Annotated in this window: 12 protein-coding genes; all 12 read left to right on the top strand. The window is 70.9% G+C overall.

All coding sequences use genetic code 11. From position 1 onward, the window contains the following. Window positions 1–29 precede the first annotated feature (29 nt). On the top strand, window positions 30–2,339 hold the full coding sequence (locus ACFXB5_RS15405) for an AAA family ATPase (protein WP_385207461.1): 2,310 nt from the start codon (window positions 30–32) through the stop codon (window positions 2,337–2,339). After that, window positions 2,330–2,659: a hypothetical protein gene (locus ACFXB5_RS15400; RefSeq protein WP_385207459.1), complete on the top strand. Its 330-nt coding sequence runs from the start codon at window positions 2,330–2,332 to the stop codon at window positions 2,657–2,659. Before ACFXB5_RS15405 ends, ACFXB5_RS15400 begins: the two co-directional genes overlap by 10 nt. Continuing rightward, window positions 2,656–9,519, top strand: coding sequence for a DUF4157 domain-containing protein (locus tag ACFXB5_RS15395; protein WP_385207456.1), 6,864 nt, complete (start codon window positions 2,656–2,658; stop codon window positions 9,517–9,519). The genes ACFXB5_RS15400 and ACFXB5_RS15395 overlap by 4 nt, the downstream gene beginning before the upstream one ends. Window positions 9,520–9,675: 156 nt before the next feature. After that, the gene (locus ACFXB5_RS15390) at window positions 9,676–10,137 is read left to right on the top strand and encodes a hypothetical protein (RefSeq protein ID WP_385207453.1); all 462 of its coding nucleotides are present in this window, start codon (window positions 9,676–9,678) and stop codon (window positions 10,135–10,137) included. Window positions 10,138–10,155: 18 nt separating this feature from the next. Then, the gene (locus tag ACFXB5_RS15385; RefSeq protein WP_125755359.1) at window positions 10,156–10,842 is read left to right on the top strand and encodes a hypothetical protein; all 687 of its coding nucleotides are present in this window, start codon (window positions 10,156–10,158) and stop codon (window positions 10,840–10,842) included. A gap of 4 nt (window positions 10,843–10,846) precedes the next feature. Next, complete coding sequence (locus tag ACFXB5_RS15380; protein WP_385207450.1) at window positions 10,847–11,224, top strand: hypothetical protein; 378 nt, start codon at window positions 10,847–10,849, stop codon at window positions 11,222–11,224. Next, window positions 11,214–12,353, top strand: coding sequence for a hypothetical protein (locus ACFXB5_RS15375; protein WP_385207447.1), 1,140 nt, complete (start codon window positions 11,214–11,216; stop codon window positions 12,351–12,353). Before ACFXB5_RS15380 ends, ACFXB5_RS15375 begins: the two co-directional genes overlap by 11 nt. 34 nt (window positions 12,354–12,387) lie before the next feature. Next, complete coding sequence (locus tag ACFXB5_RS15370; RefSeq protein WP_385207445.1) at window positions 12,388–12,921, top strand: phage baseplate assembly protein V; 534 nt, start codon at window positions 12,388–12,390, stop codon at window positions 12,919–12,921. Between the two features lie 34 nt (window positions 12,922–12,955). Next, window positions 12,956–13,300: a hypothetical protein gene (locus tag ACFXB5_RS15365; protein ID WP_385207442.1), complete on the top strand. Its 345-nt coding sequence runs from the start codon at window positions 12,956–12,958 to the stop codon at window positions 13,298–13,300. Continuing rightward, window positions 13,297–13,695, top strand: coding sequence for a GPW/gp25 family protein (locus tag ACFXB5_RS15360; protein WP_385207439.1), 399 nt, complete (start codon window positions 13,297–13,299; stop codon window positions 13,693–13,695). Before ACFXB5_RS15365 ends, ACFXB5_RS15360 begins: the two co-directional genes overlap by 4 nt. Continuing rightward, on the top strand, window positions 13,692–16,895 hold the full coding sequence (locus ACFXB5_RS15355; protein WP_385207436.1) for a putative baseplate assembly protein: 3,204 nt from the start codon (window positions 13,692–13,694) through the stop codon (window positions 16,893–16,895). Before ACFXB5_RS15360 ends, ACFXB5_RS15355 begins: the two co-directional genes overlap by 4 nt. Then, window positions 16,892–20,240 (top strand): putative baseplate assembly protein (locus tag ACFXB5_RS15350; RefSeq protein WP_385207434.1); only part of this gene is annotated, 3,349 nt, incomplete at its 3' end. The genes ACFXB5_RS15355 and ACFXB5_RS15350, both read left to right, overlap by 4 nt.

The raw sequence follows: 20,240 nt of genomic DNA, 5'->3' as shown, positions 1-20,240 counted from the left end.
CGGTGGGGGAGAAGGGGGCGGACGACACCATGGGTACGCGGAACGACCGCGCATCGACGGCCAACGAGGCCAGTGCGAGCGCGGACGTCATCGCGGCCGAGGACGGGCAGGCGCTGGCCGCCGCCGTCCAGGCCGTACTGGCCCGCGTCGACGCCCACGCCCGCCGCGCCACCGCCAACGGCTCCCGGCCCGACGCCCCCCGACACGATGCCACGGGCTCTGGCTCCGCCCGCACAGACGCCGCCGGCCCCGGTGTGGTCCGCCCTGGCGCCACCAGCGCAGTTGCCTCCAACGCCGCCGCACCTGGCGCCACCACCATCGACGAGCCCACGGCCCCGGCTGACGACAGCCAAAGCCACCACCGCCAGGTGCCGGACGGGAACCGTACGGGCCGCCCCTCCGCGCCCTCGGACACCGTCGCCCAGCCGCCGCACGCAGAAGACCGCGAGCAGCCCGCTGCCGCCCCCGTCCGGAAGCCGATTCCCGGCCCCGCCACGCTCGACGCGCTCGTGGCCTGTTTCGGTCTCAGCGCCTTCGAGCGCCAGCTCGTCCTGCTGGTGGCCGCCGCCGAGCTGGACCCCACCGCCGCCGCGCGGTGTGCCGCCGCCAGCGGCGATCCGGCCCGTGCGTACCCCACCTTCTCACTCGCGCTCGCCGCGCTCGACGAGCCGCACTGGAGCGCGCTCACCCCCGTGTCCCCGCTCCGCCGCTGGCGGCTCGTAGACCTCGACGACGAGACCCGGCTCACCACCTCCCGCCTTCGGATCGACGAGCGCATCCTGCACTTCCTGGCCGGATCGCCCTACCTCGACGCCCGACTGCACGGACTACTGCGCCGTGCGCAGCCCCCGCGGACTCTGCCCCCCTCGTACGACCGGGCGGCGGACCAGGTGGCCGCGGGCTGGAACGAGCCGCGTCCGGAGGCCCCGCTGCGGGTGGAACTCGTCGGCGGCGACCTGACCACGCGTACGGACATCGCCGCCGCGGCCGCCCGCCGCACCGGGCTCGCGCTGTACGCCATGGCCTCGGACGACGTCCCCACCGACGCGGCCGAACGCGACCGCCTCGCCCGCCTCTGGCAGCGCGAGGCCGTGCTGCTGCCCGCCGCGCTCCTGCTGGAGGTCGGCGAGATGGACCGGGAGCAGACCGCCGCCACGGACGCGTTCATCGACGGCGCCGCCGTGCCCCTCGTCGTCTCCAGCGAGGACCCGCGCCGGACCGGCCGCGCGCGCGGCGAGCGCGTCACCGTGCCCGGGCTGGACGACAGCGAACAACTCGCCCTCTGGGCGGACGCCTTCGCCGACATCCCGCGGATCGAGGAGGCCCATCTGCGGTCGCTGGTCGCCCAGTTCCAGCTGCCGCCGCACATCATCCGCTCCGCGGCCGCCGCCGTACGCCGCGACCTCCCCGACGCGGGCGCGGACCCGGACACGGGCAGGAACACGGGCACGGGCACGGACGCGGACACGGACACACTCGACCCCACCGAACTCGCCTGGCGCGCCGGGCTCATCGAGGCGCGCATCGGCCTGGACGAGCTGGGCCGGCGGATCGAGCCCGAGGCCGCCTGGGACGACCTGGTGCTCGCCGACCACCAGGCGCGGATCCTGCGCGAGATCGTCGCCCACGTACGGCAGCGCGCCACCGTCCACCAGGAGTGGGGCTTCGCCGCGACACTACGCCGCGGCCTGGGCGTCACCGCCCTCTTCGCGGGCGGCTCCGGCACCGGCAAGACCCTCGCCGCCGAGGTGATGGCCAAGGAGCTGGGCCTGGACCTCTTCATCATCGACCTCTCCCAGGTGGTCAGCAAATACATCGGCGAGACCGAGAAGAACCTGCGCAAGGTCTTCGACGCCGCCGAGCGCGGTGGCGCACTGCTGCTCTTCGACGAGGCGGACGCGCTGTTCGGCAAGCGCAGCGAGGTCAAGGACAGCCACGACCGGTACGCCAACCTGGAGGTCAGCTATCTGCTGATGCGCATGGAGGCGTACCGGGGCCTGGCCATCCTCACCACCAACATGAAGAAGGCCCTCGACCCCGCCTTCATGCGCCGGATCCGCTTCGTCGTGGACTTCCCCTTCCCCGGCGAGAACGAGCGCGCCGAGATCTGGCGCCGGGTGCTCCCCGCCCAGGCGCCGATGAAGGACATCGACCCCGAACGCCTCGCCCGACTCACCGTGGCGGGCGGCTCGATCCGCAATATCGCGCTCTCGGGCGCCTTCCTCGCCGCCGAGGAGGGCGACCGTCTCCAGATGCGCCACATGCTGGCGGCGGCGCGCACCGAGTACCAGAAGCTGGACCGTTCGCTCACACCCTCGGAGGTCACCGGATGGGTCTGAACGACCGGATGAGTCCGAACGCCCGGATGGGCCTGAACGAGCAGCCGAGCGCGGTCCATGTGGACATCGGCGAGCTGACGCTGACCGGCTTCGGCGCCGGGATCGACCCGGACCGGGTCTCGGCGGCGTTCCAGACCGAGCTGACCCGTCTCGTACAGGAACGCGGCGTACCGCTGGCGGCGACCGGGGACGGCACGGCGATCGAGGCACTGTCCGACCTGCCCCCGCTCCCCGCCACGACCTCCCCGGCCCGGCTGGGCGAGGCGCTGGCCCGGGCCGTGCACGCGGGCCTGTCCGGAAGGGGGCGGGAGGTGACATGAGCAACGCACCGTCCACCACCCAGGACGACCGCGCGTCCCAGTCCGCCAAGCGCCGCAAGCGCAAGGAGCGGACCGGCAAGGCCCGTACGCCCGAGCCCAAGGACATCGTCAGCGGCGCCGGACAGCCCCTCGACCCGAGCGTACGGCGCGACCTCGAGGAACAACTCGGCCACGACCTCGGCCAGGTCCGCCTGCACACCGACCGCGACGCGGGCCACCTCACCGAACTGCTGGGCGCGGACGCGGTGGCGGTCGGCCAGGACATCTTCTTCCGCGAGAACACCTACCGCCCCGGCACAACGGACGGCCAACGCCTCCTCGCCCACGAACTGCTCCACACCGTCCAGAACCCCCACGGCCTCGGCACCCTGCGCGCGGGCCGCGACCTGGGCGCGGTGAGCCTGCCGCAGGACGCGATGGAGCGCGAGGCGGAGGGCACGGCGCGGGACCTGGCACGCGGCGGGCAGCCGGACACCGAGACGGAGCCGCAGACGTCCGCGACCCCGGGCTGGCTCCGCTACGCCACGGTCGACGCCGACCGCAACCGTATGGAGAAGCTCGACCCGGCGACCCTGGTCGACCGCCTCGCCAACAGCGTCGTCCGCTCCCTGCGCGGCGACCCGGAGGACCGCTCCAAGCGCACCCGTATGCAGCTGGCGCGGATGCCGGACGAGGTGCAGGACGCCGTCCTTGACCGCCTGGAAACCAGGCTGCTCAGCTCGGAGCACGAGCGGGTGCTCGACTTCGTCGACGAGATCGAGGCGGACGACAACCTGGAGCGGGAGTCGCTGGCCGCCCCGGAGGTCGAGCCGGACCCGGTCCAGGAGCTGCTGTTCGAGCGCGAGACGCGGCGGCGGAGGGTGGAGGAGCGCCGCGAGGAGGAGCAGCGCCCGGCGCCCGCGCCGGGCCCGGAGAAGGACCAGCCCGCGGGGGAGGACGCGCCGGGCAGTACGCCGCAGAACGGCGGGGGCGCACCCGAGAAGGCGGGCCGGGGCGGGAGCCAGGAGCAGCGGCCGGGCGCCGACGCGGGACGCGAGAGCGGAAGCCCTGCGTCGGGCGGGAAGTCCGGGGGCGGGCAGCAGAGCGAGAAGAAGGGCGAGGGCTCCGAGAAGAAGGGCGAGGGCTCCGAGAAGGGGAAGGAAGGCAAGGAAGGCAAGGAAGGCAAGGAGGGCAAGGAAGGCAAGGAGGGGGCGGGGAAGGAAGGGCAGGAGCAGCAGGGCGTCGCGACGCCGAGCAAGGAGGAGTCGGCGGCCAAGAACCGTCCGGGCGCGGCCGATTCGCTCGTGGCGGGTCAGCAGCTGAAGCAGCAGGACAAGCGGGGCGCGGACAAGCCCACCGGTTCGCCGATGGCGTCTGGCAAGGACACCCAGCTGCCCGGTGCGTTCTCCACGCTCGACGGCATACGTGCCCAGGATCTGGACGGCCCGGAGGAGCGGGCGGAGGAGGATCCGTTCGGCTCCGGCAGTGAGTCGGAGGTCGAGGTCGGGGGCGAGGAGAAGAGCGCCTGGGACATCAAGCTCCAGCCGGAGGACTTCCTACCGGAGCAGGACCTTGACGTGTCCGGCGTACCGACCGCGGACACGCTCGATCCCTCCTCGTCCGCCACCCCTCCCGCCCCGTCGTTCCCCGCCCCGCCGGTGACCAAGGCCGACAAGGTGCAGGCCGAACGGGACGCGGAGGACGCCGAGGACGAGGCGGAGGACGCCGAACCCGAAGAGGACACCGCTGACTCGGCCGCCGACGCCGAGCCGTCGGCGGACGCGGAGGACGGCGCGGCGGCGGCAGGCGGCGGGCTCGGTGGTCTCGCCGTGGAACAGGCCGCCGAGAGCCGACCGGGACCGGCCGCGACACGCGACCCGAAGAGCGGCGCCGACCCCAAGGACGGGCCCGTCGTCGCCCAGACGACGGTGCAGGAGGCCGCGGGCAGGTCTGAGGACGGCAGCGAAGCCACGGAACAGGCCGCCAAGGAGGAGAAGGGCACACCTGCGGCGGGTGACGCGCCGGGCGGTGCGCAGGAGAAGGCATCCCAGCAGGCGGTGGGCGGTCAGGCGGCGCAGGAGCCCGCGGCCAAGGCGGAGCAGAAGAAGGCGGACGCGGAGCCGGCGGCCAAGAGCGAACCCACGGCGGACGCCAAGTCCCCCTCAGCCGCGCGGGACACCCAGGTCACGGGCGGATCCAACGCGGATACGCCCGGCGGGGCGAGCAGCGCGGCGCAGAGCGAGCAGGGCGCGCCGGCGGAGCGTACGGAGGCCCCGGCGGCGGAGTCAGCGCCGCCCGCCCCGGAACCCAAGAAGACCGCCGACCCTGTGCCCTCGCCACCGAAGGAGACGCCGGCACCCAAGTCCGCGTCAGGGGCGAAGCCCACAGCGCCCAAGTCGGCACCGGCCCCCAAGACACCGCGCGGCGGTGGTGGCGGTGCGGGCGGAGGCGGTGGCGGTGGCAAGGCGTCTGCTTCCGTCAAGGGCAAGAAGAAGGACTCCGGACCGGCCCCGAACCTCTCCCAGGTGTCGCCAGAAGCGGGCCTGTCCACCGCCTCGAAGCTCAAGCCCCATGTGGCGTTGCAGGCCATGACGGGCGTGAGCGGCTCGGTCAACCGCACCGTCGGCGACGAACACAAGGCCCTCGCCGCCGCCCCGCCCTCGATGCAGCGTCCGGCGGGCGCCCCGCAGACCCTCCAGGGCAAGCCGAAGACCGACGCCCCGGCTCAGTACTCGCAGGATCCGGCCCAGAAGTCCGAGGCCCCGGAGAAGGAAGACGCCAAGGTCGAGGGCGCCAAGGAGCCCGAGGGCCAGATCGAGGCGGAGAAGGCCGAGGAACCCAGCGGCTGGGACACCTTCAAGATGGCCCTGGGCTTTGGCGTCGGCAAGCTCCTGAGCTGGGCCGGTTTCAAGGTGGACGCGCAGGAGTTGGCCGCCAAGTTCGCCGGGCTGCCGACCAAGGACGAGGCGCTCAAGCAGGCCCAGGCGGGTAACGCACCGGGCGTACAGATGCAGGGCGCCGCCGACCAGACGGCTGGTGAGCAGGGCTCGGCCGTCGACACCAAGGGTCAGGAGACCGTTGCGACGGGCCGCGACGACGCGGGCCGGGGGCTGGGCGAGGACCAGGTCTACCCCAACGCTCCCAAGGAGCAGATGGAGGCGAAGGTCCCCGGCCAGCAGGGCGGCGGAGGCGGCGGTGCGCCCAAGGGCGGTGCGACGACAGGCGCCGTCCCGCCCGAAGCCGCTTCGGAAGTGGCGGAGCACGAACGCGGACCGCAGTTCCAGGCGGCCTTTTCCGACGGCCAGAAGACCATGTCCGAGGGCCGGAAGGCCAAGGACCGCGACTTCAGGAACGGTCAGCAGAAGCACCAGCAGCAGGTCAGCGCGGAGATCGCCACCAACACCAAGAGCCAGACGAGCGAGCGTCAGAAGGCGATGACGGAGGTCACCGCCAAGCGTGCGGACTGGCGGACGGAGCAGGACAAGGAGCTCCAGTCTCTCGGTGACAAGAAGACCGAGCGCCACGAGAAGATCCGCAACGACGTCAAGGACAAGGAAGAGAAGACCGACAACGACGTCGACAAGGAGAAGGACGACAGCGACAAGAAGATCCAGGACAAGAGCGACCAAGCCGAGCGGGATGCCGAGAAGAAGCGCGACGCGAGTGCCAACGAGTCGGGCAACTGGGTCAGCAAGGCTTTCGACTGGATCAAAGACAAAGTCATCGAGATCAAGAACGCCATCGTCCGTGTCATCAGGGAGGCGCGTGACGCGGTCGTCGGCTTCATCAAGAACTTCAAGGAGACGGTCGAACGCTGGATCAACGATGCCCGCAAGGCCATCGTTGACGCGATCAAGAACTTCATCAATGACCTGATCGAGTTCGCCAAGGCGATGGTGCGGGCCGTCATCGACCTGGCGAAGCGCATCCGTAACTTCATCACGGGCCTGATCAACGCCGCGATCGCCCTGGTCAACAAGCTCGCCACCATGCTCAAGCAGGCCATCACCGACCTGCTGAACGCCCTCGGCAAGCTGCTGAGCAGCATCCTCGACGTCCTGAAGAAGATGCTGCTGGACGTCGTCAAGGCCGTCGTGGACGCGGTCAAGGCGGTCCTGGACTTCGCGTCCAAACTGCTGGGCGCGCTAGGCGACTTCATGCTCATCGCGGTCGACTTCCTCACCGACCCCGGCGGCTGGCTGAGCGGTGCGAAGAACTCGGCGGTGGACGGTGCGAAGAACCACCTCTTCCGCGCGGTGAAGTCGGCCGTCAAGGAGTGGTTCCAGTCCAAGATTCAGGAAATCATCGGCGTCCCCAAGGCCATCCTGGAGAAGCTGTTCAAGGGCGGCTTCACGCTGGAGCAGATCGTCAAGGAGACGTGGGACGCGATCGTCCCCCAACTCCCCTTCATCATCGGCGAGATCGTCATCACGAAGGTCATCGCGAAGCTGATCCCGGGGGCGGGCTGGGTGATGGCCGTCATCGACGCCATCCGCACGGCCATCGGCGCGCTCGGCGCGATCCTGCGTGCGGTGGGCGCGGTCCTCGACTGGCTGAAGCTCGTCCGCATGGGCGGCGCGGGAATCCTCTTCGCGAAGGCGGTCGCGGCGGGCATCGTGGCGCTTCTCGAATTGGCCTACCAGGCGCTGCTGTCGGGGATCGGCAAGTACGTCGCGAAGGTGGGCCGGCGCTTCAAGAACATCGCGGCGAAGCTGGGCCGGGGGAAAGGCGGCAAGGGCGGAGCGGGCGGAAAGGGCGGCGCGGACGGGGAGGGCGCGGACGGTCGGGGCAGCAAGCCGGGCGACGAGAAAACCCAACACCCGGCCGAAACGAGCGCCCCCACGACGCGCCCGACGACGACCACCACCAAGCCGAAGCCCGGCACCGAACCGGACCCCAAGAAGCCCACAACGCAGCAGCAGACCAAGCCCACCCGGCCGGAAACCCCCGGCAGGCCGAAGCCAACATCGGACACCAAAACCCCAGCCCCCACCACGAAGGACAAGAACGGCAAACCCAAGCCCCCCGAAGGCCGCCCGGACACCCGCCCAACCCCATCCCCGAAACCCAAGCCGAAGCCGGAACCCCCGGCCAAGCCGAAGCCCGAGCCGCAGACGAAGCGCAACCCCAAGGACGACAAGGGACCCGAGGACAGGCCGAAGAACGACGACAAGCCCTCGACCAAGGACCCCAAGGACCAGGACCCGACCAAGCCCGACAAGGACGACCCGAAGAAACCCAAGCCCGACAAGGACGGCGACAAGCCCACCAGGCCGAAGGAAGACAACGGTAAGAAGCCCAAGCCGGACAAGGACGGCAACAAGCCAGGCCCCCGAAAGCCCAAACCCGACAAGGACGGCCCCGGCAGACGGCCGGGCAAGAAGGGCCCCGACAAGCGCAAGCCTCACCCTGACAAGAGCGGTCCCGGCCGACCGAAGACCAAGTCGCAGAAGGAACGGCGGAAGAAGGACGAGAAGTCCAAGGAGTCGAAGGACGAGCGGCTGCGCAAGATCGTGGCCCGGATGCGTCCCAAACTGGACAAGCTCCTCGACAGCGGGGTGCCGAAGGGAGCCTTCAGGACGGCGCTTTCGGCGATGCGGCTGTGGTATCGGCTCACAGAGCTGGAGCTGGAATTCGGCAACGTTCGCGCCACGCTCAATCCGAGCCTCAATGCCAAGGCTCGGGTCGGTCCGCTGGATTCCGGACTCGTCAATGGGAAGCTTCTCCTGTACCTGGAGAAGCACTTCCCGCAACGCATGGCGAACGGCATCAACTGGCCGCAGACGGCGGCTGCACAGAACCTCAGAACGCAGAGCCAGGGCATCAGCACGCAGGACGAGAGGCTCGGTGATGTTCCTTCTGCGCCGACCTCGCTGGTAGGTCCGGACGGAGGGGATCCCACCCGTCTCGATCCGAATCGCGTCATGCCGGTCACGCGTGTTCCCAGCGGCACCAGCCAGGCAGCTCTGTTGGCGCACAACATCGAGCAAGGGCCGCTTATTGTGGGACAGGAGGCCATGCTGCTCTTCGAGTCCTTGCAGCGCGGAGCGTATGTCCCCGTGTGGAGCCGCCCAAATGTGCCGGAGGGAGCCACACCTGACATCGGTCACCAGTACCTCTCCGGCATTAGTGGGGGAACCGTGCGACAGGATTTGGAGAGCTATCCGGATATCCGAGAGGGGGTGGCCGGGCTGACGCAACCGGAACTCGGTGAGTACGGCCGGGGAATGACGGCAGCGACTGCCGGACGGATTTCCCCCGACCAATCCAGATTCGGCACTTCCTATCCGGCGCTGACAGCCACCGTCACGCAGGCAGGCGAGGGGAACCGTTCTCTCCTCGGGTTCGCTTCCGGTGTCATGAACGCCTATATCACACAGCAAGGCGCAAAGCCAACGGAAATGTTCCGGGGGGGCGTGTATGGAAACTCGGGCCAGTACTCGTCCCTGCGCTATGTGGGGCAACCCCTCGTTGGTCGCGGTGCCATGAGATCGACCCGGGAGTACGAGGATGTCGCCCGTGCCCACGCCATTGCCTCTGCCCAAGGGGCCAACCCGCATCCTGAGCAGTTGAAAGCGCAGCTCAGGAGTTTGCATCGAGCGTCCGTTCGTCGTGGTCCGACATCTGCGTGGACGGTCCACGAGGGGCTGGCCCGAAATACGTCCGAGTGGCTTATGGCGAGGCGGCAAGATGTAGCGACGCAGCTGAGCGGCAGGGGAGCTAGGAGTGGGGGCCCGGGGCGAAAGGACCTGGAGCGGGAGATGCAGCAGTTCAAGGTCCTTGAAATGCTAGTGGAGGAAGGGAACGCCGAAAAGGTCGCTGAACACCTGGTAGAGAACATTCTGGGTCCCTGGATCCTGCGTCAGAATGGTCTCCTGTGAGAGTGGGTTTAACACATGCAGTCAGCACACCGAAATGAGACCTTGGTCCTTGAGGCGCAAAGTCGTGTGGGTGACGTTGTCGAATCCTTGAACAGGGCCTTCGGAAAGTGCCCGGACGACACTTGGGCGGAACCCGCGCAGGGCGTAGAGCGTGCCATGGAGTGGGAGCTCCCGAACGGCGTCCATGTGTTGTTCGAGGAATCCAACCTGTTCCGCTGTCTGAGAGTTTTGGTCACCGGGCAAGAACGGGGCGTGGTGCGAGCGGTGGCCTACGATGTGCGTATGGTTCTCGATGTGACTCCGGACACGGAGATTCTTGAGGCCGTGCAAAATGCGGATACGCCCGCAGAGCGTAAGAACGCGATTCTGAGGGCTGCTGCCGGTCCACCCGATGTGTTCCTCGCCGCCCTGCATGAGAGCGTCTCGACGGCGTTGTGTGACCCGGATCATGAAGTGCGTGTCGCGGCGAGGCGCTTTGTAGAGGAGACGCTTTGGGAGGAGTTTATTCCTGCGCTCGACGAACTGATCGACGGGGGCGGTCTACCAGAAGGCGCTGGTGCCGTTCAAATTCTGCGCGAAATGATCACTCTTGCAATGAAACACCCCGATGCTGAATAGGTAGAGGAAGGGCGATTCGTGACCCGCTACCCCGACATCCCCAAGCCAATTCGCTCCGGAATCGTTCTCGTCGATCCCGAGCGGGGGACGCCGCAGCGCATCATCGTGTTGCAGTTCAATCCGGACACGCTGGAGCGGTCGTTGGCGCCTCAATCCGCCGGCGACCAAGCCGACAGCGGTGGAGGCGGCAGCGGAAGCGGGGACAAGAACGAGGCGCTGCGCCTCAAGGGCCCCGCACAGGAGACGTGGAAGTTCACCGCGGAGATCGACGCGACCGATCAGTTCGAGGTGGCCGCGCCCGACGGGATACACCCGCAGCTCGCGACGCTCGAAATGCTCGTGCAGCCGACCACCGCCAAATTGCGGGAGGCCATGCGGCTGTCCAAGAAGGGGACCATTGAGATCAGTCCGATCGAGATGCCGCTGACTCTCTTCACCTGGGGGAGTAAGCGGGTCATGCCCGTGCGGATAACGGAACTCTCGATCAACGAATCGGCGTTCGACGTCAACCTCAACCCCATCCGCGCCTCCCTCAGCATCGGGCTGAAGGTGCTCACCGTGAGCGACCTGCCCGCCGGCCACCGTGGGGCCGAGCTCTACCTGGCGCATCTCGCGCAGAAGGAGCGGCTCGCTGCGGCGGCCCGCGGCGGTGCGCTCAGCGCGTTGGGGTTGAACAGCGGGGACATCGGGTTGGGGAGGGTATAGGAAAATGGCCGGGTCACAGTCGTATGAGAGTGCGCTCGACGCGATTCCGGGGTCGCACCCCTACCCCCGCTCCAGCCGCTACCACGACGCCGAAATCGGGGTGCACATCCAGCCCGACGGGACGCCCGTCCGGTACGCCAAGCGGCGGCTGCTGCCGCTCATCAGCGAAGCGGACGAAGACGCCGCCACCCACACCGTCAGCGCCGGCGAGCGCCCCGACCACCTCGGTCAGCGCTACTTCGGCGACCCCGCCGCCTGGTGGCGGATCGCTGACGCGAACCCCGTCCTCGACCCGCGCGAGCTGACCGCCGAGCCGGGCGAGGAGATCGAGATCCCGAACGGGTTCCCGGGGGCTCAGGGAGGTGGGCGAAGTGGCCGATGAGCCCGTCGGGCAGGGGCCCATCCATCTCGAATTACGGATGGGGCCCAAGCTCACCCGGCCCGTGCCCCCCGAGGTCACCGCGGCGCTGCTGTCCGCGCAGATCACCACGACCGCGGGCGAACGCAGCGGCTTCCAGATGGCGTTCGACCTCACCAAGAAGGGGGCGATCATCGATCGGCTGCTTCCCGAGGGGTTCTTCGACCCCCGCACCCGCGTCATCGTCACGGCCGCCGTCAAGGGCACGCCGATCGTCCTCCTCGACGGGCTCATCGTGCGCCACGAGGTGGGGGCCAGCAATCAGCCCGGGCAGACGACCCTCACCGTCACCGGCGAGGACCTCACCCTCCTCATGGATCTCGAGGAGCGGACCGACCGCTATCCCAACCTCCCGCCCTTCAAGCGCGTCAGCCGCATCCTCTCCAAGTACACCGACTACGGGATCGAGGCCGACGTCATCGAGGAGAAGATCCTCCAACCGCCCAACGCACAGCGCCGCGTGGACTATCAGACGGGCACCGACCTCCAATACGTCACCGATCTCGCTCAGGCCAACGGTTATGTCTTCTACCTCATCCCCGGGCCCTTCCCCGAGGTCTCCACCGCCTACTGGGGGCCCGAAAAGCGCATCGGCACGGCCCAGCACGCCCTCACCGTCAACATGGACGTCAACTCCACCGTCGACCAGCTGACGTTCGCCTACGACGGGACCGCCCGCGAGGAGCCCCAGGCCCGTGTGCAGGACCCGGCTACCCGTACCTCCACCCTCCTCGCCCAGCCCGACATCAGCCCCCTCCGGCCGCCCCTCGGCAAACGGGCCACCCCGGCACTCAAGCGCAAGACACTCTCCGGCACCGCCAAGAAGGACCGGGCGCAGGCCGAGGCCGAGGCCCTGGCGAGGGCCGCCACCACCGCCGACGCCATCTCCGGGTCCGGTTCGCTCGACGTCAACCGGCACGGGTACATCCTCCAGCCGCGCCAGCTCGTCGGCGTCCGGGGCGCCGGGCGCACCTATGACGGGGAGTACTACGTCAAGTCCGTCACCCACCATCTCCGTCCCGGCTCCTTCCAGCAGAACTTCACCCTCACCCGCGAAGGGCTCATCGCCCGGAGCGACACCGTTCGGCCCTGAGTTATGGAACAAAGGGAAAGGATCAGGAGCCCCTATGGCGGCCACACCCAACAACCGCTTCCTCGGCAAATTCCGGGGCCGGGTGCGGGACAACCAGGACCCGCTCGGAATCGGCCGGGTCACCGTCGAGGTGCCCGATGTCCTCGGCGATGAGCCGTCGACCTGGGCCATGCCCTGTTTCCCCTTCACCGGGGATCAGCAGCGGCCCGCCGGGCAATACGTCGTGCCGTCCGTCGGGGCCGGGGTGTGGGTGGAGTTCGAGCAGGGGGATCCCAGCTTCCCCATCTGGACGGGGTGCTGGTTCGGGGCCAGGGAGCAGCTCCCGGAGGACGCGCGGACCGATCCGGCGACCGCGCACCCCGTGGTGATCCAGACACCGGGCAAGCACAAGATCGTGATGTCCGACGTTCCGGCCGAGGGAATTCTGCTGCAAGCGCCCGGCGGCGCGTTCATAAAGATCGACGCCACCGGAGTTTATATCAACAACGGCCAGGGGGCGTCCGTCTCCCTGGTCGGAGATCAGGTCGACCTCAACGAGGGCCGGTTGACCGTGCCCAAGAAGCGATAACCAGCCAGAACGAGAACGGGGAGGGACCACCGACGTGTCCGGGAATTCCGGGAACCTCGTCAGCCATACCGCCGTGATCAGTTGCCCGCACGGCGGACGCGTACGGGCGGCATCCGTTCCGTCGTCCGGTGTGCGGCTCGACGGGCAGCCCGTGCCGACCGCCGACGACGTCTTCACGGTCGTCGGCTGCCCGCACACCGTCGACCGCGTCCCACTGCCGTGCACCACCGTCCGGTGGACTCCGGACCGCGACACGGTGCTGATCGACGGCGTGCCCGTCCTGCTCGACACCTCCTCGGCACAGTGCTTCAGCGCGGGGCTCGTGCCGCAGGGGCCACCCGTCGTCTCCGCCGCGCGGCAAGGAGTCATGTGCGGATGAGGACACGGACCGGCAGGACACACACCGTACGCACCGATATCGCCTTCCCGTTCCGGACCGACCGGCGCGGGCGCACCGCGCACGCCGACCACGACGACCACATACGCGATCTCATCGAGCAGTTGCTCTTCACCAGCCCCGGCGAACGTGTGATGCGGCCCGACTTCGGCTGCGGGCTGCTCGACCTCGTCTTCACGCCCAACAGCCCCGAACTGGCCTCCGCCGTCGAGCTGTCGGTCCAGGCGTCGCTGCAGCGCTGGCTCGGCGAGCTGATCGAGGTCGAGTCCCTGGACGTGGTCAGCGAGGAGAACGTCGTACGCGTCCATCTGCGGTATGTGGTGCGCGCCACCGCCGGCCTGCGCGACGAGGTGTTCGAGGGGAGGGGCGCCACATGAGCGCGTCCACCGCGTCACGGCGCGATCGCATCAGGGCCGCCCACCTCAACGGGGTGGACGCCGTCGAAGTCGGCGACAGTACTCAACAGGGCATCACCCTCACCGTCACCTTCCTCGGCAAGGCCCCGCACGGCCTGTGCCCGGAGAACGTACGCGTCGACGGCGGTCGCCGGATCACCGGCATCGAGGTCATGGAGATCTCCGTCGAGCGCGAGGAGGACCCCGAGCTCGACGACAAGCTGTACGTCACGGTGGACCGGGCCGGGGACACCTCGGCCTACCGGCTCTCCCTCGTGGACACCGACCCCTACGGGCGGCCCGGCACCGAGCCCTTCCCCGGCTTCGACCAGCGGTACTTCTCCGCCGAGTTCACCTTCCGGCCCGACTGCCCCACCCCGTTCGACTGCAAGGACGAGACCCCACACCTCCCGGCTGCCTTCGCCCCCGCCCCCGTCATCGACTACACCGCCCGCGACTACGACACCCTCCGCCAGGTCGTCCTGGACCGGCTCCGCCTCACCACCCCGGACTGGGTCGAGCGCAACGCCGCCGACCTCGGCATCACCCTGGTCGAGCTGCTCGCCTACACCGCCGACCAGATCAGCTACCAGCAGGACGCGGTGGCCACCGAGGCGTATCTCGACACCGCCCGCCGCCGGGTGTCCGTACGCCGCCACGTGCGGCTCATCGACTATCCGATGCACGACGGCTGCAACGCCCGCGCCTTCGTCACCGTGGAGACGGCAGAGCCGCTGACGCTGGACCCGGGGGAGTACCGCTTCGCCGCCGTGGACATCCGTACGCTCGGCCCGCTGGACCGGCCGGATATCGGGGCCGTGCTGGACGACCGGGAGCTGGCCGTGCTCGATGAGCGCGGATCGGTGGAGGTGTTCGAGCCCGTCGTCACCGACCAGCCCCTCCACCTGCGGCCGGAGCACCACCGCATCCGCCTGTGGACCTGGGGCGGCGAGGTGTGCTCGCTACCCGTGGGCGCCACCTCCGCGACATTGCGCGACGCGTGGGCCGACGAGGAGTGCCAGGCCCGCGCGCTCGATCTGCGCCCCGGCGATCTGCTGCTCTTCGAGGAGGTGCGGGGGCCGCGCTCCGGGACGCCCGGCGACGCCGACCCGTCGCACCGGCAGGCCGTGCGCCTCACCTCCGTCACCCCCGCCGTCGACCGGCTCGCCGAGCAGCCGGTGGTGGAGGTCACCTGGGCGCGGGAGGACGCGCTGGCGTTCCCGTTGTGCCTGGCCACCCGGGGCGGCACGGACTGCGCGCCCATCGAGGACGTCAGCGTGGCGCGCGGCAATGTGGTGCTGGTCGACCACGGCCGCTCGCTGGCCTTCTGCTGCGGCACGCCGGAGACCCTCACCGTCCCGCCCGTCCCCGCCGTCGCCGGGTCCTGTGACCCACCCGCCTTCGGCTGCTTCGACAAGGACGCCGGGAACGCCCCCGCACGGCTCATCGACTCCCTGCTGGACCGGGCCCGCCACGGGCGGCAACTGACCCCCGGTGACGTACGGGAGCTGTTCACCACCGTCGGCCCGGAGGCCACCGGCCGCGCCGGGATCGGCCTGGAGTCGGCCGGGCAGCGGCGCGAGAAGGTCGTGCCGGGCACCGCGTACGCCCAGGCCGAGGCCCTGCGGACGCTTCTCGCCCAGTCCGTCTACCCCGGGATCGTGCCGCGCTTCCGGCCCGTATTGCACCAGGCGCCCGTCACCCAGGCCGTGCCCTTCCCCGATCCGCGCCATATCGCGGCCGGGCAGGCCGAGCATCTGGCCGCCATACCGGGGCGGGTGCGGCAGCGGCTGACGGAGCTGTGGCGCAGCGCCCGCGACCGGGACGGGCTCTCGGACGAGGAGATCGCCGAGCTGGCCGTCCTGTTCGGGCTGCGCGTCCTGGAGCGCCTCGAACTCGCCCGCCACCCGGTCCGCGCGCTGCGCGAGCTGCTGCACCGCTGCGACCGGCTGCTCGACGCCAAGCTGGGGCGCCTGGCCGCGCTGACCGCCAGGGCACGGGCGGGCACCGTCCTGGACGGGCGCATCGCCTGGGAGATCGCCCACAGCTGGGGCCGGGCGTACGCCGCCGGGCTGCGCCCGGAGGATCCGGTGCTGCACGGCCCGGCCGCCGCCCTCGTCCAGGACTCACGGGCCGCGCTCCCCGCCGTAACGATCGAGGACGGCGACGAGACCTGGACACCGCGCCGCGATCTGCTCACCTCCCGTCCCCGGGACCGCCACTTCGTCGGCGAGCTGGAGGACGACGGCCGTATCGCGCTGCGCTTCGGCGACGGCCGGTACGGCGCCACGCCGAAACCCGGGGCGCGTCTCGCGGTCCACTACCGGACCGGTGGCGGCAGGGCGGGCAACGTCGGCCCCGAGGCCATCAACCACCTGGTGCTGTGCCGGGATCCGGAATCCCGAGGGAAAACCGCCACCGGGCAGCCCCTGCCCGTGGCCGGGGTGCGCAATCCGCTGCCCGCCGTCGGTGGCACCGAGCCCGAGCCGGTCGAACAGGTCCGCCAGCTCGCCCCGCTCGATCTGAAGCGCACCCGGCACCGGGCCGTCACCGCCGAGGACTACGCGGCGCTCGCCTCCGAACTGCCCGGTGTGCAGCGCGCGGCGGCGGAGATCCGCTGGACCGGCAGTGTGCGGGAGGCGCATATCGCCATCGACGCGTACGGGACCGGGGCACCGCCCCCCGCCCTCCTGGACGCGGTCGCGCATGCCCTGGAGGGCTACCGCCGGATTGGACACGACCTGGTGGTCGGCCCGGCCCGCGCCGTGCCGCTGGACATCGCGGTCGAGGTGTGTGCCGCGCCCGGACACCAGCACGGGCAGATTCTCGCCGAGCTGTACCGGGCGCTGGGCAGCCGCCGGTTCTCCGGCGGGCGGCTCGGCTTCTTCCACCCCGACGCGCTGACCTTCGGCGAACCGGTGCGGCTCAGCCGGCTGGTGGCCGTCGCGGCGACGGTGCCGGGGGTGCTGAGCGTCGAGGTCACCCGGCTGCGAAGGCTGTGGCACGAGGGGCTGGAGGGGCCGAAGGAACCCGATGACGGCACCTCGTACGAGACGTCACACGGCGAGGCGCTGGAGGAGGGCGTCCTGCGCATCGGCCCCCTGGAGATCGCCCAATGCGACAACGACCCCGACCGGCCCGAGAACGGCCGCCTGGTCATCGAGCTGAAGGGGGCCCGATGAGCGACCACCCCGACCACCCCGGCCACGTCAACTCCGGTGACCGCGGCTGCGGTTGCGGCGGCCACGACGAGCGCCGGGCCGCCCCCGGCACCCCGCACAACCCGCCCGGCCGCACCGCCCTGGACTATCGCGTCGGCGACTACGGCTCGTTCCTGGCCGCCATGCTCGACCGGCTCGCCTCACCCGCCTACCCCGCGCTGCGCGGCCTGACCGTACGCACCCCGGACGACCCGGCCCTCGGACTGCTGGACGCCTGGGCGGTCTTGAGCGACCTGCTGACCTTCCACTCCGAGCGGATCGCCGACGAGGGCTATCTGCGCACCGCCCACGACCCCCGCTCACTCGCCCTCCTGGGGCGGCTGGTCGGGCATGTGCCACGGCCGGGCGTGGCCGCCGACACCCATCTCGCGTACACCCTGGACCGGGATCCGCGCGCCGAGGACGTCCTGGTGACGATTCCGCGCGGGGCCATCAGCCACAGCGTCCCGGCGGCCTCCGACGAGGAGTCGCAGACCTTCGAGACGAGCGAGGACCTGACGGCCCGCTGGGCGTGGAACGAACTGGCGGTGCGCCGCCGCCGGCCCGCCCTGATCGGCCCGGACGACCTGCGGCGCCGCTCGGAGCTGCTGGTGTCCGGGACCTCCCTCGGGCTGACCGTCGGCGACAAGCTGCTCTTCGTCTTCGACACCACGCCGGAGTCCGGGAGCGCCGGTCGGCCGCTGCTGTCGGTCGCGCGCGTGACCGTCGACCGCGACGAGGACGTGACGGCGATCGGACTGCCGCAGTCCGCCCCGCCGTCCCTCAAGGAGCTGGTGGACGAGGTACGCCGGTGGATCACCGACCCGGAGGCGGACGAGGACCCGGACGACCGGGGGGACGCCGAGCCCACGCCGGACCACCCCGATCCGCGTCCCGTCAGCCGGCTGATCGAGGAGTTCGACGCGCAGGTCCTGGCGTCGCTGCGGGGCGACCTGGACGGGATCACCACACCCGGGCAGCTCGCCCGGCGGCTCGCCGAACCGCATGACCGGCTGGCGGAGGCGCAGGTGCTGGCCGCCCCGTACGAGGAGGTCGCCGCCTGGTTCGAGCGGCTGGAGGCGGTGATCGGCGAACTGCGGGAGCGGGCGGGGGAGTCGGACACCGCCGGGTCCGGCGAGGTGCGGCTGCGGTCCCAGCTCGCCGAGGACCGGCCCGCGGCCGACAGCGTCACCGAAACCTATGACCCCGCCACCGGGACCCACCATCCCGCCACCGGGACCCGCGGCTCCGCCACCGGGCCCGCCCACGGCTCCGCCGCCATGCGCGCCCTCGGCGCCGTCCTGCCCGCCCTGCGCACCCGCGTCGTACGGCCCCCGTCCGGCGCCCGCGCCACGGCGGCGCACGATCCGCGGCGGCTCTTCGGGCCGGGGTCCGACCTGGCCGCCGGGCTGCTGTCGGCCCTCGACCCGAGGGTGGCGGACGGGATGTACACGGCGTGGCGCCGCGCCGCCCCGGCCGCCACGGCCCAGCCGGGGACCGTCCCGCTGCTGCGCGAACTGCTGGCGATGCGGGTGACGGCCGCGCCCTTCGGGGCGATGGCGCCGCTCAAGCCGGTGCAGGACGACCGGGGCCGGGTCATCCGGCAGACCGACTGGCCGCTGACCGGCGGTGAGCTCACCGCCGTACGGATCGTGTACGACACGGCGGTCAAGGCGCCGGTGAAGGCGGAGTTCCAGCACATCGAGACCGGGACGTCATGGCAGCGCAGCGAGAACCTGCCGCAGACCGCCGAGTTCGAGCTCGGCCCCGGGAAGGTCCAGCTGTCCACCCGCGTCGGCCAGGACCACGACCTGGGCTGGCTCCGGGGCCGTCCCACCGACTCGCAGGAGCCCGGTGTCACCGCCACCCTGCTGCCCGGACTGCCCCCGCTCACCCTGTTCGTGGCCCGGCCCGCCGAGGACGGGCGGGTGCATGTGGTCGTGGACAACGGAGAGACCAAGCAGTGGATGCTCAGCCGTGGCGAACCCCCGAAACAGATCGGCTACGGCGCCTATGAACTGACGCTGCGTTTCACCCCCGGCAGCGAGCCCCCGGCCGTCGAGATCGGCATCGCCACCGTGCCGGAGCCCACCAACCGCTATGTGCTGCCGCTGGATTCGGTCCAGAACTCCATCACGGTCGGCAGCTGGGTGGCCATCGAGCGGCCCCGCAAGGGGTCCGGCGAGCCGGACGGCATCCCGGGCGACAAGAAGCTCGCCTTCCTCACCACCCGCGTCGTCGCCGTGCGCACCGCCGCGTACACCAACTACGGCATCACCGGCCGCGGCACCCAGCTGACCCTCGCCGACCCGTGGCTCGACGAACACGATGTGCTGCTCTCCGCGATCCGCGACACCACCGTGCACGCGGGCGGTGAACCGCTGCGCCCGGCGGACGAGCCGCTGGGCGAGGATGTGCACGGCAATGAGATCGAGCTCGCCGAGCTGTACGACGGGCTGCGGCCGGGCCGCCGGATCATCGTCTCCGGTGAGCGCACCGACATCCCGGGTCCGGCCGGGCCGGGCGCCCCGACCGGGGTCCGGGGCACGGAGTTGGCGGTGATCGCCGCCGTGGACCAGCGCGTCGACCCCGACCTGCCCGGCGACCATGTGCACACCACCCTCACCCTCACCGCCGATCTGGCCTACCGCTACCGCCGCGAGACGGTCCGCCACCAGGGCAACGTCGTGCTTGCCACGCACGGCGAGAGCCGTGACGAGCCCATCGGCAGCGGCGACCCCGCCCTGGCCAACCAGACCTTCACGCTGTGGCAGTCGCCGCTGACCTGGCTCCCCGCGGACAACCCCCTGGGCGCCACCCCCGCCCTGGAGGTCCGCGTCGACGGGCTGCTGTGGCACCGGGTGGACAGCCTCGCCGGACGCGGACCACGCGAGCGCGTCTACGTCACCGGGACCACCGGCGACGGGCGGACCACGGTGACCTTCGGCGACGGGGTGCACGGCGCCCGGCTGCCCGGCGGCCACGAGAACGTACGGGCCCGCTACCGCTTCGGCACCGGCGAGGCCGCCAACGTGCCCGCGGACCGCATCACCCAGGCCCTCACCCGGCCCCTCGGCGTCACCGCCGTCACCAATCCGCAGCCCGCCACCGGCGGTGCGGACGGCGACGGCCCGGGCCTGACGCGCCGCACCATCCCGCTCGCGGTCTCCGCGCTCGACCGGCTGGTCTCCCTCCAGGACTACGAGGACTTCGCCCGGTCCCGCGCGGGCATCGGCCGGGCCGGGGGGGGGCGCCCGGGCCAGCCCCGGGGGGGGCGGGGGCGGCGGGAGAGTGGGGGGGGGGGGGGGGGGGGCCCCCGGCCCCGAG

The organism is Streptomyces sp. NPDC059455, assembly GCF_042750115.1.
GTDB classification, from domain to species: Bacteria; Actinomycetota; Actinomycetes; order Streptomycetales; family Streptomycetaceae; genus Streptomyces; species Streptomyces endocoffeicus.
The sequence above is the reverse complement of the archived record's forward strand: the minus strand, read 5'-3'. Positions and strand labels throughout refer to the sequence as shown.